The sequence below is a fragment of the Deinococcus aerius genome (assembly GCF_002897375.1).
Taxonomy (GTDB): domain Bacteria; phylum Deinococcota; class Deinococci; order Deinococcales; family Deinococcaceae; genus Deinococcus; species Deinococcus aerius.
In genome coordinates this window covers 13,360-27,812 of the sequence record NZ_BFAG01000020.1, presented here as the reverse complement: position 1 = coordinate 27,812, position 14,453 = coordinate 13,360, and the positions used below count along the sequence as shown (strand labels likewise).

Below are 14,453 nucleotides of genomic sequence, written 5' to 3'. Positions count from 1 at the left end.
GACCAGAAGGCCATCACCGCCCCCTGACACGGGACCCCTACAGTTCCCGTAGTTCAACCCTGCACCAGAAACCTGTCGTGGCCGCTTCCCCTTCTTCCTGGCACCTTGATTCCTTTGGCCTTGGGCGGGTCCTGTTCATCCGCACGGCGGACGGCAACCGGGCCCTGATGGCTGTAGCTCTCCTGGCGCATCACACCTCCTGCATAGAGGCGGCCTGGGCCTACGGCACCCCCCACAGGTGCACCCGCTGACGCTGGTGACCCTGGCCGGACGCGGCGCCCCGTCCGAAGGCGTCATCAGTTACGCCTATTGCGGCGTCCCTCCTTCGCGCCGCACTTGCTGATCCGCACCGCCGCGTACTTGTAGTGCGGCTGCTTGCTCACCGGGTCCCACTCACTCAGGGTGAGCTCGTTCGCGGGGCGGGAGCGGCTGGGGTCGTCCCAGGGCAACGTCGTCACCTATGCCCACACGGGCGTGCTGTGGCGGGTGACCCGCCGGTGAGGAGACCAGCTATGAACAGGAGGGCGGCATGACCGCACCCAACCTCCCCCAGCCCCTCGCCACCGAACTCGATCCGGCGACCTGGGACGAATTCCTGAACCGCTCGGAACGCTGGTTCGGCCAGGTGCCAGCCGCGCAGGCGTCCTTTCGCAAGCTTGCCGAGGACGTGCTGGACCAGCTCCACGGGCCGCACCTCCGGCAACTGATCGGGGAGGTCGTGGACACCGCCCGCCGCCATGAGGCGCAGGTGGACGAGCTGTACCGCGCGATCGGGGGGAAGCCGCCGAGCCCCGGGCTGCTGAGCGTGGGCGGGCAACTCCTCTCCAAGGGCCAGGAGGCGCTGGGGGCGCTGCAAGGGCTGGCAACCGGCGCGCAGGGCTGGTGGGACGACCTGCATCAACTGTTCCTGGCGAGCCTGAACGCCATCCGTGCCTTCTCGGCGGCGGAGCAACTGGGCTACGCGCTGGGCATCCGCGAGATCGTGGACCTCACCTTCCCGATCTCGCTGGAGAAGTTCAAGCACCACCGGATGCTTCAGGAGATCACCAACGAACTTGTGCCGCTCGCCATCCTGTACCGCATGGGGGTGTAGGCAGCGGCTGGGGACAGAGGACGGGCGCTCCTTGGGCGGTTGCAGACGGGGCGCTTCAGGTCGGCACAGAGGGATGGTTTGGGGCCACCCTCACACCCTCCCCGCGTCGAACCCGGCGGGCACCCGCACGCGCAGGGCGGCGGCCTCCACCGAGAGGTCGAGGGTGGTGAGGGGCATCACCTCGCCGTCCACGCTGGCCCAGCGCGGGCCCCCCCTCGTCTGCACGGTCAGGCGCGGGGCGGAGAACTGGAGGGCGGGCCGCCCCAGCGTCCAGCCCACCCCCGCCCGCAGCAGTTGGATGAGCCTGCCCTTGCCAAACACGAGCACGTCGAGCTGCCGGTCGGCCACCGAGGCGTGGGGCGCGGCGCGCAGCGGCCCGGCCACGTACCGACCATTCGCCACGAGCAGTTGGTGAGTCCGCAGCCGCAGGGTGCCCCCCGGCGACGTGAGGGTGAGGTCGAGGGCGTGGTGCCTCCCGAGCACCTGGGTCCCCACGACCGGCCAGGCGAGCAGGCCCAGGCGCCGCTTGAGGGCGGGGGTCAGGACGCGGGCGATCTCGGCGGAGAGGCCCAGGGCCACGCTGTTGAGAAAGGGCCGCCCGTTGAGCAGCCCCACGTCCACCGCCGCCGTCTCGCCCCCGGCGATCACCCGCGCGGCGCCGGCCAGGTCGAGGGGCACGCCCACGCTGCGGGCGAAGGTGTTGCCGGTCCCCAGTGGCAGGACGCCCAGGGCCGTCCCCGTCCGCGCCAGGACCCCGGCGGCGTGCGAGAGCGTGCCGTCGCCGCCCCCCACGATCACGCAGGGGGCGCCCCGCGCCACCTCGGCCCGCAGGATGAGTTCCGCCTCGTGCGGGCCGCGCACGGGGAGTGGGGTCACGCGCAGGCCCTCGGCCGCCAGCGCCTCAGTCGCCGCCGCCAGCGAGGCCGCGCCCCGCCGCGACCGCAGGTTCACGAGCAGCTTGGGGGCGGGGTCCGGCCCGGTGGACCTGTCCTGGAAGGCGCGGGGCATGACTCACTATGCCGCCCGAGCTTGGCAGGAAGAAACCGGGACGGCCCGCGCACATGAACGCACGGCCCGCCCCTCCTCACGCCCGGGAGTCCCGGCCCGTTCTAAGGTGCCCCATGCTGGCGGCGCGTGTTCATTCCTTCGGCGGTCCCGAGGTCCTGCGGCTGGAGGAGGTTCCCTGGCCGCACCCGGACGGGGACGAGGTTCTGATCCGGGTCCAGGCGAGCAGCGTGAACGGCACCGACCTGGGCCTGCGGCGGGGCGGCGGGCCGATCTCACTCGTCGTGCGGCGGCCCTTCACCGCGGGTTTGGACGTGGCCGGGGAGGTCGTGGGGCTGGGGCCGCGAGTGACGGCTTTCGACCTCGGGGACCGGGTGTATTCGCTGCTGGGGCACAGTGGCGGCGGGGCCGCCGAGTACGTTACCGTGCGGCAGTCGCGGGTGGCGCTCGCCCCGCAGGGCATCTCCCCCGCCGAGGCCGCCGCCGTGCCGCTCTCCGGTCTGACGGCCCTTCAGGCGCTACGGGGCGGGGCGCAGTTGCACCGGCGACGCGGGGCACGGGTGCTGGTGATCGGCGCCGCGGGTGGCATCGGCTCGTTCGGGGTGCAGCTCGCCCGGCACTATGGGGCCACGGTCACGGGCACGGCCCGCCCGGAGAAGCACGCCTTCGTCCGGGAGCTGGGCGCGGAGGAGGTCTTGGACCCCGGCAGCGTGGACTTCTCCGGGCGGACCTGGGATGTCATCTTCGACACGCCGCCCGCGCTGCGCTTCTCGCAGGTTCGGGGGGCATTGGCGCCGGACGGAGTGTACGTCTCGACGCGCCCCTTTCCCACCCGTCCCGGGGACGTGCGGGCCATGCTGGGGGGGGCGGGGCCGCGCTTCGCCGGGGTCCAGACGAGGGAGCGGTCGCAGGACCTCGCCTTCCTCGCCCGGCTGATCGAAGGGGGCGAGCTGCGCGTGCCGCTTGACCGGGCCTTCCCGCTGGAGCAGATCGTGGGCGCCCACCGCTACGCCGAGAGCGGTGAGGCGCGGGGCAAGGTCGTCGTGACGGTGTAGTGTTCCCCCATACGGACAGGGGGACGGGTCACTTGTCAAGCTGCGGCCAGAGAGCCGCATTCCCATCCACTCCATTCCCCAAAGGAGAGCCATGAACCTCGCCATTCTCGGCGGCACGGGCCGCACCGGACGCCTGCTGATCGACCTCGCCCTCCTGCGGGGGGACACCGTGCGGGTCCTGGCCCGCGACCCGGGCCGACTCCACCGGCACGAGGAGCGCCTGATCGAGGTGCAGGGCGACGCCCGCGACCCGGAGGCGGTGGGCCGCGTGATCGCGGGGACGGACGCCGTCCTCAGCGCCCTGGGGCCCGTGCGCGGCGGCCCGCCCGACACCATGACGCTCGCCGCCCGCAACCTCACCACCGTGATGCCGGGAGCGGGGGTGCGGCGCCTGATCACCCTCACCGGCGCGGGCGTGCCGCACGAGGGGGACCGGCCCGGACCCATCGACCGGGTCTTCCGCGTGCTGCTGCGCCTCACCCAGCCGGACGTGCTGAAGGACTCGCTGAACCACGCCGACCTGATCCGCGCCTCCACGCTCGACTGGACGATCGTGCGGGTTCCCCGCCTGACCGACGGCCCCGCCGCTCCCACACGCGCCGGGCTGGTCGGCGATATTCGCCCGTTTATCACGCGCGCGAGCGTCGCCGAGTTCATGCTCGATCAGGTGGGCAGCGACCAGTACGTGCGCCAGGCCCCGGCGATCAGCAACTGAGGGCGGGGGAGTCTCGGAAGTCTCCCCCACCCCGCCCGGCCTCCCTCCGCTCAGCGCGCCGAGAAGGCGTAGACCGTGCGCGACGTGAAGGTTTCACCCGGCCTCAGCACCGTGGACGGAAAGTTCGGGTGGTTGGGCGAGTCCGGGAAGTGCTGCGTCTCCAGGCACAGGGCCCAGCGGTGGCCGTACACCCGCCCGCCCTTGCCCACGATGCTCCCGTCCAGGAAGTTGCCCGAGTAGAACTGCATCCCCGGCTGATCGGTGGACACCTCGACCCGCCGCCCGGACTCGGGATCGCGGACCTGGGCGACGGAGCGCAGGCCCTCTCCTCCCAACACGAAGTTGTGGTCGTACCCACCTGCGAAGCGCAGTTGCTCGTTCGGCTCGTCTACCCGCGCGCCGATGGGCGTCGGCTGCCGGAAGTCGAAGGGCGTGCCCTCCACCGGCAGGAGTTCCCCCGTCGGGATCAGCGTCCCGTCAATGGGCGTGATGTGGTCGGCCCGCAGGGTGAGTTCGTGCCCCAGAATGTCCCGCCCCGCGTCCCCGCCCAGGTTCCAGTACGTGTGGTTCGTCAGGTTGAGGATGGTGGGCGCGTCGGCCCTCGCCTCGTAGTCGATCTGGAGCGCGTTGTCCCCCGTGAGGGTGTACGTGACCCGGACGGAGAGGTTGCCCGGGTACCCCTCCTCGCCGTCCGGGCTGAGGTAGGTGAGTTCGAGGGCGGGTCCGTCTGCGAGGGGACGGCCGGTCCAGAGGCGCTGGTTGAAGCCCCGCGTGCCGCCGTGGAGCGAGTTGGGGCCGTTGTTGACCGGAAGCTGATAGGTCTGCCCGTCGAGGGTGAAGCGGCCCCCCGCGATCCGGTTGCCGTACCGCCCGATCAGCGCGCCGAAGTAAGGCGAGGTCTCCAGGCTGAAATACGGCTCGGCGTGGTCGTGGCCGAGGACGATATCGCCGGGGTTCCCGTTTCGGTCGGGCGTGAGGAGGCGTACCACGACGCCCCCGTAATCCATGATGTCGGCCTGAATGCCGCTTGGGTTCCGCAGCGTGTAGAGGGTGATCGGCTGCCCATCGGGAGTCATGCCCCAGGGCTGCGACGTGACTGGCTGTTGGGTGTCCGTCATAGGTTCTCGTTCGATTCTTGCGCAAGGAACGGAAATCTCCTCCTCACATCTCCAACTCGGTTCTCGCGCGCTCCCAGTCGCTGACGCGGGTGATCTCGTCCAGGTCCTCTGGCGTCAGTTGCAGCTCCAGCGTGCCGAGAAGTTCCCCGAGCTGCGTGGTGTTGTTCGCCCCGATGATCGGCGAGGTCATCTGGGGCTGGGCGAGGAGCCACGCGAGCGCGACCTGCGCGGGTTTGGCCCCGTGCCGCCCCGCCACCGCCTCCAATGTCTCCACGATGTCGAAGTTCCGGTCGCTGAAGCGCCGCCGCGCGTTCTCGTCGGCGCGCACGCTCTCGGGCAGGGGCTGGCCGCGCCGGTACTTGCCCGTCAGCATCCCGCCGCCCAGCGGGCTCCACGGGATGATGCCGATGTCGTACGCCTCGCAGACCCGCATCAGTTCCCGCTCGAAGTTCGCCCGGGTCGGCGAGAGCAGGCTGTACTCGGGCTGGATGCTGACGTAGGACTCCAACCCCTTCTTGTCGCTCGTCCACAGCGCCTGCATCAGCCGCCACGCGGAGTAGTTGGAGCAGCCGATGTAGCGCACGTATCCGCGCCGCACAAGTTCGGTGAAGGCCTCCAGCGTCTCCTCGATGGGCGTCTGGTTGTCCACCCAGTGGGCTTGGTACAGGTCGATATGGTCCACCTGAAGGCGGCGCAGGCTGTCCTCGCACGCCTGCATGATCCAGCGCCGGGACAGGCCCTCGCGCTGGTGGATGCTCTTTCTCCCGTCACGGCCGAACTCGCCCATCGGGCCGCGCACCTTGGTGGCGATCACGATGTCCTGGCGGTTCCCGCGCGACTTCATCCAGCGCCCGATGATCTCCTCGGAGACGCCGCCGGGGTTGCCCTGGGTCCAGGTCGTGTAGATGTCGGCGGTGTCGATGAAGTTGCCGCCCGCCTCGTAATAGGCGTCCATGATGCCCTGGGAAGTCTCTTCGTCGGCGCTCCAGCCGAACTGCATGGAGCCCAGGCCGATGGGAAAGAGATGCAGGCCGCTGCGGCCCAGTCTGCGGTACGTGGTCATGGGAAGGTCCTCCTGGGGCTGGGCTTCGTGGCCGCTGCGTGGTGGAGAAGGTCTCTTCCCCACAGCCCCCCTACCCTTCACCCCGGGCGGGGCGGGGAGGTGAGCCTGGCCTCCACCCGCCGTTAAGGGAGGGCGGGGGAGCGGTTTTCTGCCCTGGCCAGGATTGCGCCTGGTGTGTCTGACCCGGATGATGCAAGCCTCCACCGTGGAGAATGACGTGTGGGACAGAAATCAAAGCTCCTCCCCCTTGAGGGGGGAGGCTGGGTGGGGGTGAACGGGCATGGCGTCACCAGGCCAATCAGAATCCCCGAGTATCCCTCTTTACAGGGTCGTCTGTAGGGCAGGCGCCGCCTGCCACCCCTCTTCCACAGGGGGAGAGGGGGCAAAAGGACGATTCCACTGTACATTTGCCATCCAGCCAAAGAGGCAACGGAAGCAGGTGCGGGCTTCTATTGCCTCTCTTGGAGACGTTTCGTTGTCGTGGGCCTTGTTTACCTGGTCTGCGCGTCGGGGCGGGCCGGAATGGCGCTCAGGTCCACGATCAGCCGCTCGCCCGGGCGCTCGACCACCGCGAACTTGGCCTGGCGGGCGGCCTGCTGGAGGGCCGCATCCTGCGTCCCGGCGGTCGTCCCCAGCCGGATGGTCTGGAGGGCTCGTCCGCCGCTCAGGGGGTTGGCCGAGTAGAAGGTGACGGCGGTGGCGCCGCGCAGGGCCGGGCCGAGCGCGTTGGGAACGCCCTGCCGGTCCTGCGGGCCGCCGTTTCCGCCGGGGGCGCGGTCGCCAGCGTGCCCGTTCATGGGGGCGCCGGGCTGGTCCGGGCCGGGCGGCATCCCTCCCGGCCCGCCCGCCGGGGGCTGCCGGTTCTGGGCGTCCCCCAGGTTCACCACGCGCTTCCCGAAGGGGGTGGTCACGACCGCGTAGGTGGCCCCGGCGGGCGCGTTCTGGAACAGTCCGCCGCCCATCTGCGGGCCTCCCTGCGCGGAAACTGAGCGGGTCTGGAGCAGTCGACCGCCACCCAGCGGATCGCCCTGGTAGTACGCCACCTGCACACTCTGGGGGGCACGCTGCTGGGGCGCGGCCTGCTGCTGCCCCGCCGGGGAGGGCGCGGCCCGCTGGGCGGTCGTGGGCGTGGCGGCAAAGGCACTCGCGCCGAGGAAGGTGGCGGCGAGCAGGGGCGTCAGGATATTGAGTCGGGTTCGCATGGTCGGGCTCCTTCGGTGGGCGTGACGCTCACCTGGGCGGAGTCTGGGGGAGGGGTGTTCAGCCCCCGGGTAGGAGTTGTTCAGAAGTTGTAAGCGCGGGAGGAGCGGGGGCGCCCGCACCCATGCGCCAGCAGTTCGCCTTGAGGACTACGGAGTACGGCCGCCCCTTCCCACGGGCGCCCGTCGTCATTCCTCTCCCCCGCAGCGGAGGGACGCGCCCCGCCTTCCCAGACCCCGCGTCCGGGCCGTAAACAAGTTCTGAACATCCCCTCCCTACTCTCCGGGGCAAGAAGCGGCAAAGGCGGGAACCCTCGCCCCCCCGCGTCCCAGGAGGACCAGCCATGAGCGAACAGCGCATCATCACGCCCTACCCCGCCGACGACCACGACCACCACGACGACCTCAACAACCTCGGCCTGACGGCGGATGTCAACATGATGACCCGCTCGGTGGTGGACCGCCGCCGGGTGCTGGGCCTGGGCCTGCTGGGCATCGGGCTGCTGGTGAGCTGCGGCGCGAGCGGCCTCGCCGCAGTCGGAACGAGTACCGGGACCGGGACGAGCAGCGGCGCGGGAACGGCAGCCTGTCCCACCGCCATCCCCACCGAGACGGCGGGACCGTATCCCGCCGACGGCTCGGCGGCGTCGGGCCAGTCGCTCAACGTGCTGACCCGCTCGGGGATCGTGCGCCCCGACCTGCGGACCAGCCTGGGGACCGGCCACACCGCCGAGGGGGTGCCCCTGAAGGTCGTCCTCAAGCTCGTGAATGTGAACGCGAGTTGCGCTCCCCTGGCGGGCTACGCGGTCTACCTGTGGCACTGCGACCGCGACGGCAACTACTCGATGTACAGCGCGGATACCGTCAGTGAGGATTACCTGCGGGGCGTGCAGGCGGGGGGCGCGGACGGCACCGTCACCTTCCAGACCATCTTCCCCGGCTGCTACTCGGGCCGCTGGCCGCACATCCACTTCGAGGTCTACCCCACCCTCGCCTCGGCGACCTCGGCGAAGAACAAGATTCAGACCTCTCAGCTCGCGCTGCCGGAGGCCACCTGCCGCGAGGTCTACGCCACGGCGGGGTACTCGGCCAGCGTGGGCAACCTGAACCGCACCTCGCTGGGCCGCGACAACATCTTCAGCGACGGCTACAGCACCCAGCTCCCGACGATCACGGGGAGCGCGGCCTCGGGCTACACCGCCACCCTGACCGTGGGCCTCGCCCGCTGAACCCCGCCTGCCCGGAGGCCCCATGAACATTGGACCGATGGAACTTCTTCTCGTCGTGATCGTCGCCGCGCTGATTTTCGGGCCGGGGAAGCTGCCGGAACTCGGCAAGAGTCTGGGGCAGGGCATCCGCGAGTTCCGCCGCGGCACGCGCGAGTTGAAACGCGACCTCGACCTGAACCCGGACGAGCGGGGCTGACCCCCACGGCCCTGGGCCTCACCGCCGCGCGGCCCGCCGTCACCCGGGCGGGCCGGGTTCCTGGGCCGGGCGGCGCGCCGTGAGGATCATGGATACGACCTCACCGACCTGGCGAACGAACTCGGCGGGGTCGAGGGGTTTGACGAGGTAGGCGTCGGCTGCCCCGCAGCAGGCGCGGTCCTCGGGGCGGCCAGAGGTCGTGAGCATGGCGACGCGGGTTCGGCGCAGCGCCGGGTCGTCCCGGATGGCCCGCAGCACGTCCTCGCCATCCAGGCCCAGCATCTTGAGGTCGAGCAGCACCAGCGCGGGCAGCCCGGGCGGCCTCCCGGCGTGGCGCCCCACCCCACGCAGGAAGTCGAGGGCCTCCTGCCCGTCCCCCACCGTACTCACGTGCCCGCGTAGGCCGCAGCCGGTCAGGGCGAGCAGCGTGAGTTCCACGTCGAGTTCGTTGTCGTCCACCAGCAGGATGTGGGGCCGGAGCGGTGCCGGCGCGGACGGTGGACCCTTCAGGTCAAGCGGCGCAGTCATGAACACCTCGGGGGCGCAGGAGGACCAGGCGACTGGGTTGAACTTGATAGCCCAAGGGTAGCGGGAGGAGGGGAAGGCCCGGACGGGATGGGATAAAGGCCACCTTAACGTCACCTGCGCGCCCCCAAGAATGGGATGAAGAACCCTTCATTTTCAGGGGTAATGGGGAGCGGGTGGGCCAGTCCCTCCCCCGCTCTTCTCCTGCCGGTGAGGGCGGGGCGCAAAAGAGTCGCCCTGCTGGGCGTTAACAAAGTCTCCCAGGGCTGCGGAGTCCGACGCTTTCCCTCAGGATGACAAGGTCGCGGGGCCGCGCCCCAGGCCCACGAACAGACGGGGGAGGCGTACTCATACGAATTCGGGTTGAACAGGTCCAAAACCGGTTCAACCCGAGCGGAGCGAGCAGGAACGTTGAGGGGTGCCGGGACAGGAGTGATCGAAGCGGCGCTTTCCGGCTTCGAGAACGGATGGGACGGAAACCGTATCAGAGGCGCCTGCCTCCCCGGACCCTAACGGAGCCGTCAGTCGCCCGGCACGCCTTCCCGCAACGCCTCGGCGGGGACAGGCTTGCGTTTCCCCAGGTCAAAGGCGTCTCCCGCCGAGAGGACGTGCAGGCGCACGTCGTAGAGCGAGAGGGGCTCGTCCCGGCGCGCCTCGGCGATGTTGGAGTGGGTGATGCCCGCCCCGTCGGCCACGTACACGGCGCCGCTGCCGATCACGCGGAAGTGGCCGCCCTCCACCACGATGGCCGTGTCCTCGTCGATGCCGATGCCCAGCACGCGGGGATTTTGCGCCACCGCGCCCAGCAGGCGGCCCATCCGCCCGCGCTCGGCGAAGTGCTGGTCGATGATCACGCCGCGGATCAGGCCCAGCCCGGGCGCCATCGCCAGGTCGCCGATGCGGTAGGACTCCTTGCTGTGGCCCTTCACCAGCATGGTCTCGCACATCGCCGAGGCGCCCGCCGAGGTGCCCGCGATCACGCCGCCCGCCTCGTACACCTGGCGGATGCGGGCCTCCAGCGGCGTGTCCCCGATCTGGCTGGTGATGCGGAGCTGGTCGCCCCCGGTGAAGAACACGCCGGTCGCCCCGTCCAGCAGCCCCAGTTTGTCCTCGCCCAGCGCCTCGGTGCGGTCCTCGACGTACAGCTCGACGAGGTCGCCCACGCCCAGGCCCTCGAAGCCCCCCTGGTAGCCCTCGAAATAGCCCTCGGGCTCGTGGGAGGCGACGGTGGCGATCACGAGTCGTCCCCCCCTCACCCGGCGGGCGACCTCGCGCAGGATCTCGCGCCGCCCCTCCTTGGCCTCGTGCCCGCCGATGATGATCAGGGTGCCGCCCGGCTGGGCGCCGGGGTTGTCAGGGGTGTGCTTGGGCATTCGGTTCCTCCTCGGCTTTTCTCAGGTAGACGCGCGGCTCCCGCTGGCCGGAGTACTGGTAGGCGACGGGCATGTCCGGGCTGTTGTGCCACCAGCCGACGGTGCCGTCCGGCGCGAGGGCGATGCCGCCGCCGTCCCCGCCGACCCGCAGGCGCATGGCCTCCAGCACCTCGCGCAGCGCGTCGTCCGGGGTGCTTCCCGGCAGGCGGTGGATGAAGCGGGCGGCGGTCATCATCCGCGCGAGGCTCTCGCCCTGGCCGGTGAGGGCAATCGCCCCCACCCCGTCCTCGGCGTAGAAGCCGCAGCCAGGCTGCGGGGAGTCGCCCACCCGTCCGGCAGGCTGCCCGCTCAGGCCCCCGGTGGACGTTCCGGCAGCGAGGTGCCCCTGCGCGTCCAGGGCCACGCAGCCCACCGTGTCGTGACTTTCGACGGCCCCGCGCTGCTCGGGCGAGATCAGGTCCGCCGGGTCGCACAGCTCGGCTCCGTGCGCGGCGGCGAAGCGGTGGGCGCCCTCGCCGATCAGCAGGATTTCCTTCTCGCGCAGCAGGCGCCGGGCCACGCTGACGGGGTGGCGGACCCCGGAGAGCCCCGCGACTGCACCCACGTCAAGCGTCGCCCCGTCCATCAGGGCGGCGTCCATCTCGACCCCCCCGTCGGCATTCAGCGCCGCGCCGTATCCCGCGTTGAAGGTGGGGTCGTCCTCCAACACGCGGAGGGCGGCCTCGACCGCCTCCACCGCGCTGCCGCCGCCCTCCAGCACCCGGCGCCCGGCGTTCAGCGCGGCGAGGCACCCCGCGCGGCTCGCGGAGATCTTTTCGGGGGGAACGGGATGCGCGCCGCCGTGGACGATGATCGCCCAGCGGGGCTCAGTCATGGTAGGCCCCCTGGTGGGCGGGGTCCTCGGGGGTGCCTCCGGGCGGGAGGTGCGAGGAGTCGAAGTCGCGGATACGCCGCCAGGTCTCCTCGACCTCGGTGGCGAGGTAGATCAGGAGGTCGCCGGGCCGGGCCATCCGCAGCCCGTGGTCCACCGCCGCCCGCTCCGACAGGATGGTGGTGATGCGCCCCGGGTCAAGGCCCCCCGCGACGGCGCCCTCGGTCAGGATGCGCGCCCCTTCCCCGCTGGCCCGGCCCCGGCGCAACTCGTCCTCGCGCACGACGAGTTCGTCGAACATTCCGGCGGCGATCTCGCCCATCTGGCGGATGTCCTCGTCGCGGCGGTCGCCCGCCACGCCCATCACGCCGATCACGCGGCCCCGGGGGGGGCGGATGTGCCGCACGAGGTCACTCAGGTGCGCCAGCCCCGGCGGGTTGTGCGCGTAGTCGAGCATTACCCGGAAGGGGTGGCCGTCGTAGAGGTTCAGGCGGCCCGGGCTCTGCTCGTAGGAGGTGGAGAAGGTGCTCAGGGCGGTGCGGATGACGGGCAGCTCGACCCCCTGCGAGGCGGCGATGGCGACCGCCGCGAGCGCGTTCTGAACATTCACCTGCGCGTAGCCGCCCAGGGTCGCGGGGATGTCGCGGGCGCGCAGGACGGGCGTGCGCTGGCTGTCCTGGTACAGCACGATCTCGTCGCCCAGGACGGTGGCCTCGCGCAGCACGGCCAGGCCCCCCTGGGCGATGTGCGTCCGCAGGACCTCCGAGGCGTCAGGGCCGCCCTGCATGGAGAAGAGGGCGAGCCGTCCGCGCGCCTTTTTCCGCATCCGCAGGGTGAGCGGGTCGTCGGCGTTCAGCACGCTCGTGCCCGAGTCGGTCACGACCTCCACCACGAGGGACTTGACCCAGGCGAGGTCCTCCACCGTCTCGATGCCCTTCAGGCCCAGGTGGTCGGGCTGGATGTTCAGCACCGCGCCCACGTCGCAGCGGTCGAAGCCCAGCCCCTCGCGCAGGATGCCGCCGCGCGCGGTTTCGAGCACCGCGACCTCCACGTTGGGGTCGCTCAGGACGACCTTGGCGCTCTTCGGGCCGGTCGTGTCGCCGCTGAGAATCTGCTCGCCGTCGATATAGATGCCGTTGGAGGTCGTCAGGCCCACCAGCTTCCCGGCCTGGCGCAGGATGTGCGCCGTCATGCGCGAGGTCGTGCTCTTGCCGTTCGTGCCCGTGATGGAGATGATCGGCATGCGGCAGGGCGTCCCCTTGGGAAACAGCATGTTCAGCACGGGCGCGGCGACGTTGCGCGGCTGGCCCTCGGAGGGTTGCAGGTGCATGCGGAAGCCGGGCGCGGCGTTCACCTCCACGATGCCGCCGCCCGTCTCGTGGATGGACCGGGTGATGTCGGGCGAGATCATGTCGATCCCGGCCACATCCAGCCCAATGACCTGCGCCGCGCGCCGGGCGATGGTCTTGTTCTCGGGGTGGGTCACGTCGGTGCGGTCCACGGCGGTGCCCCCGGTGGACAGGTTGGCGGTGTCGCGCAGGGGGACGACTTCACCCGCTCCCGGCACACTTTCCATCGTTCGTCCCGACCGGGCGAGGAGGTCCAGAACGTGCCCGTCAATCTTGATCCGCGTCATCACGTTCTCGTGCCCGTCACCGCGGCGGGGGTCGCGGTTCACTTCCTCGACGAGTTCCTGAATCGTGCGCTGACCATCCCCCACCACGTGGGCGGGCACGCGCTCGGCGACCGCGATCACCTCGCCATTCACGACGAGGACCCGGTGGTCGTTGCCGGGGAAATACTGCTCGACGACCACGTCGCGGCTGTGCTGCCGGGCCTCCTCGAAGCCCTTTCGGACCTCCTCCTCGGTGGTCAGGTTCAGCGAGACGCCGCGCCCGTGGTTGCCGTCGAGCGGCTTGGTCACGACGGGGCCTTTCAGGCGGCGGGCAGCGCGCGCCGCCTCATCCGCCGTCTTCACGACCACGCCCTGCGGCACCGGCAGCCCGGCGCGGTCGAGGAGCTGCTTGGTGAGGTCCTTGTCGCTCGCGGTCATCGTGGCGATGTGGGGCGTCAGGCTGGTGATGCTGGCGCGGATCTGGCGCTGGTACTTGCCGTAGCCGAGCTGCACCAGGCTGTGGTCGTCCAGCCGGAGAAAGGGAATGCCCCGCCGCTCGGCCTCGCTCACGAGCGACTGGGTGGTCGGCCCCAGGGTAAAGCGCCTCGTCAGCCTCCGCAGCTCGGCGAGTTCGGCGGCGAAGTCGAAGGGCGAGTCCGGGTCGATGCCGCTCAGTCCGGCGGGCAGCAGCAGGTCCACGCCCTCCAGCCCCTGCAACTCCGGGGGCAGCAGGCTCTGCACCAGGCGCAGGGCGACGGCCCCCGCGATGAGGCCCACGCGCTCGTCGCGGTAGGCGTACAGGACGTTGTAGACGCCGGGCTGGCCCTTCACCGACCGCGTCTTGCCGTAGGTGACGCGCCCGCCCGCCAGGGTCTGGAGTTCGAGGGCGACGTGTTCGGTCACGTGGCCGAGCCAGGTGCCGCCCCGCAGGCGGCGGATGAAGCCCCCCGGCTCGCGGTAGCAGCAGCCGTGCGTCTGCAGCGACGGGAGCAGCTCCAGCAATCGGTCGGTGAAGCCGGGGAGTGTGTTCGACGGGTACTCCTCCAGCGCACCCAGGTCGAGCTGAAAGCGGATCATCGGCTCGTAGCCGTAGATGTTGGGGCCGCGGTACACCTGCTTGTCCAGGACTCGCTGGGGTGCAGAGGGGCGCGGCGAGCCTCTCGACTCGCCGGAAACGGATGGGTTGCTGCTCACGGTGGAGGCTCCTTGCTTGGGGGTTCAGGCCATGAATTGAACGTCCTCACGCTAGAGGCTGTTCCAGCACGCCGTTTACCGCTTTGAGCCCGAGGCTTTGGGAGATTTCTCATGCCTCCCTCAATTCGGCTAAAGACACGCTCAGCGTGGCGCCGGGAGGCGGCGGATTCCGTCAGAAGGGTGACAGGTGACTGAAGAGCAG

14 protein-coding genes are annotated in these 14,453 nt (G+C 70.7%); 5 read left to right on the top strand and 9 right to left on the bottom strand.

Annotation, left to right across the window (positions count from 1 at the left end; all coding sequences use genetic code 11):
* Positions 1–296: 296 nt before the first annotated feature.
* On the bottom strand, positions 297–458 hold the full coding sequence (locus DAERI_RS22495; protein ID WP_165794306.1) for a hypothetical protein: 162 nt from the start codon (positions 456–458) through the stop codon (positions 297–299).
* 71 nt (positions 459–529) lie between these two features.
* Here DAERI_RS22495 and DAERI_RS20240 point away from each other — a divergent pair, with 71 nt between their 5' ends.
* The gene (locus DAERI_RS20240) at positions 530–1,093 is read left to right on the top strand and encodes a hypothetical protein (RefSeq protein WP_103131253.1); all 564 of its coding nucleotides are present in this window, start codon (positions 530–532) and stop codon (positions 1,091–1,093) included.
* A 90-nt stretch (positions 1,094–1,183) separates the two neighbouring features.
* Here DAERI_RS20240 and DAERI_RS20235 read toward each other — a convergent pair whose 3' ends face one another.
* Positions 1,184–2,101, bottom strand: a complete 918-nt coding sequence (locus DAERI_RS20235) for a diacylglycerol/lipid kinase family protein (RefSeq protein ID WP_103131252.1) — start codon at positions 2,099–2,101, stop codon at positions 1,184–1,186.
* Positions 2,102–2,214: 113 nt separating this feature from the next.
* Between DAERI_RS20235 and DAERI_RS20230 the strand changes: the two genes are divergently transcribed.
* Positions 2,215–3,153: an NAD(P)-dependent alcohol dehydrogenase gene (locus tag DAERI_RS20230; protein WP_165794307.1), complete on the top strand. Its 939-nt coding sequence runs from the start codon at positions 2,215–2,217 to the stop codon at positions 3,151–3,153.
* A 91-nt stretch (positions 3,154–3,244) separates the two neighbouring features.
* The gene (locus tag DAERI_RS20225) at positions 3,245–3,868 is read left to right on the top strand and encodes an NAD(P)-dependent oxidoreductase (RefSeq protein WP_103131250.1); all 624 of its coding nucleotides are present in this window, start codon (positions 3,245–3,247) and stop codon (positions 3,866–3,868) included.
* Positions 3,869–3,918: 50 nt separating this feature from the next.
* On the opposite strand, the gene DAERI_RS20220 is transcribed toward DAERI_RS20225, so the two are convergent.
* The 3 genes from DAERI_RS20220 to DAERI_RS20210 form a co-directional block, all read right to left on the bottom strand.
* Complete coding sequence (locus DAERI_RS20220) at positions 3,919–4,986, bottom strand: aldose epimerase family protein (RefSeq protein ID WP_103131249.1); 1,068 nt, start codon at positions 4,984–4,986, stop codon at positions 3,919–3,921.
* Between the two features lie 43 nt (positions 4,987–5,029).
* Positions 5,030–6,049, bottom strand: coding sequence for an aldo/keto reductase (locus DAERI_RS20215; protein WP_103131248.1), 1,020 nt, complete (start codon positions 6,047–6,049; stop codon positions 5,030–5,032).
* Between the two features lie 491 nt (positions 6,050–6,540).
* Complete coding sequence (locus tag DAERI_RS20210; protein WP_103131247.1) at positions 6,541–7,251, bottom strand: hypothetical protein; 711 nt, start codon at positions 7,249–7,251, stop codon at positions 6,541–6,543.
* 341 nt (positions 7,252–7,592) lie between these two features.
* Here DAERI_RS20210 and DAERI_RS20205 point away from each other — a divergent pair, with 341 nt between their 5' ends.
* The gene (locus DAERI_RS20205) at positions 7,593–8,477 is read left to right on the top strand and encodes an intradiol ring-cleavage dioxygenase (protein ID WP_103131246.1); all 885 of its coding nucleotides are present in this window, start codon (positions 7,593–7,595) and stop codon (positions 8,475–8,477) included.
* A 22-nt stretch (positions 8,478–8,499) separates the two neighbouring features.
* Complete coding sequence (locus DAERI_RS20200; RefSeq protein WP_103131245.1) at positions 8,500–8,673, top strand: twin-arginine translocase TatA/TatE family subunit; 174 nt, start codon at positions 8,500–8,502, stop codon at positions 8,671–8,673.
* Between the two features lie 39 nt (positions 8,674–8,712).
* Here the strand turns inward: DAERI_RS20200 and DAERI_RS20195 are convergent, their stop codons facing one another.
* The 4 genes from DAERI_RS20195 to cphA all read right to left on the bottom strand — a co-directional run bounded on the left by DAERI_RS20195 (position 8,713) and on the right by cphA (position 14,251).
* Entirely contained in the window at positions 8,713–9,201 is a 489-nt protein-coding gene (locus DAERI_RS20195) for a response regulator (RefSeq protein ID WP_103131286.1), read from the bottom strand.
* Positions 9,202–9,719: 518 nt separating this feature from the next.
* Positions 9,720–10,571, bottom strand: a complete 852-nt coding sequence (locus DAERI_RS20190; RefSeq protein ID WP_103131244.1) for a cyanophycinase — start codon at positions 10,569–10,571, stop codon at positions 9,720–9,722.
* Positions 10,552–11,445: an isoaspartyl peptidase/L-asparaginase family protein gene (locus DAERI_RS20185; protein WP_103131243.1), complete on the bottom strand. Its 894-nt coding sequence runs from the start codon at positions 11,443–11,445 to the stop codon at positions 10,552–10,554. Before DAERI_RS20185 ends, DAERI_RS20190 begins: the two co-directional genes overlap by 20 nt.
* Positions 11,438–14,251 (bottom strand): cyanophycin synthetase, encoded by a 2,814-nt coding sequence (gene cphA / locus DAERI_RS20180; RefSeq protein ID WP_103131242.1) that lies wholly within the window; start codon positions 14,249–14,251, stop codon positions 11,438–11,440. Before cphA ends, DAERI_RS20185 begins: the two co-directional genes overlap by 8 nt.
* Positions 14,252–14,453: the final 202 nt, after the last annotated feature.

Bases quoted from the DNA above. Each gene is read 5' to 3' on its own strand.
- DAERI_RS20240 (WP_103131253.1), top strand. From the start codon at position 530: ATGACCGCACCCAACCTCCCCCAGCCCCTCGCCACCGAACTCGATCCG.
- DAERI_RS20235 (WP_103131252.1), bottom strand. From the start codon at position 2,101: ATGCCCCGCGCCTTCCAGGACAGGTCCACCGGGCCGGACCCCGCCCCC.
- DAERI_RS20230 (WP_165794307.1), top strand. From the start codon at position 2,215: ATGCTGGCGGCGCGTGTTCATTCCTTCGGCGGTCCCGAGGTCCTGCGG.
- DAERI_RS20225 (WP_103131250.1), top strand. From the start codon at position 3,245: ATGAACCTCGCCATTCTCGGCGGCACGGGCCGCACCGGACGCCTGCTG.
- DAERI_RS20220 (WP_103131249.1), bottom strand. From the start codon at position 4,986: ATGACGGACACCCAACAGCCAGTCACGTCGCAGCCCTGGGGCATGACT.
- DAERI_RS20215 (WP_103131248.1), bottom strand. From the start codon at position 6,049: ATGACCACGTACCGCAGACTGGGCCGCAGCGGCCTGCATCTCTTTCCC.
- DAERI_RS20210 (WP_103131247.1), bottom strand. From the start codon at position 7,251: ATGCGAACCCGACTCAATATCCTGACGCCCCTGCTCGCCGCCACCTTC.
- DAERI_RS20205 (WP_103131246.1), top strand. From the start codon at position 7,593: ATGAGCGAACAGCGCATCATCACGCCCTACCCCGCCGACGACCACGAC.
- DAERI_RS20200 (WP_103131245.1), top strand. From the start codon at position 8,500: ATGAACATTGGACCGATGGAACTTCTTCTCGTCGTGATCGTCGCCGCG.
- DAERI_RS20195 (WP_103131286.1), bottom strand. From the start codon at position 9,201: ATGACTGCGCCGCTTGACCTGAAGGGTCCACCGTCCGCGCCGGCACCG.
- DAERI_RS20190 (WP_103131244.1), bottom strand. From the start codon at position 10,571: ATGCCCAAGCACACCCCTGACAACCCCGGCGCCCAGCCGGGCGGCACC.
- DAERI_RS20185 (WP_103131243.1), bottom strand. From the start codon at position 11,445: ATGACTGAGCCCCGCTGGGCGATCATCGTCCACGGCGGCGCGCATCCC.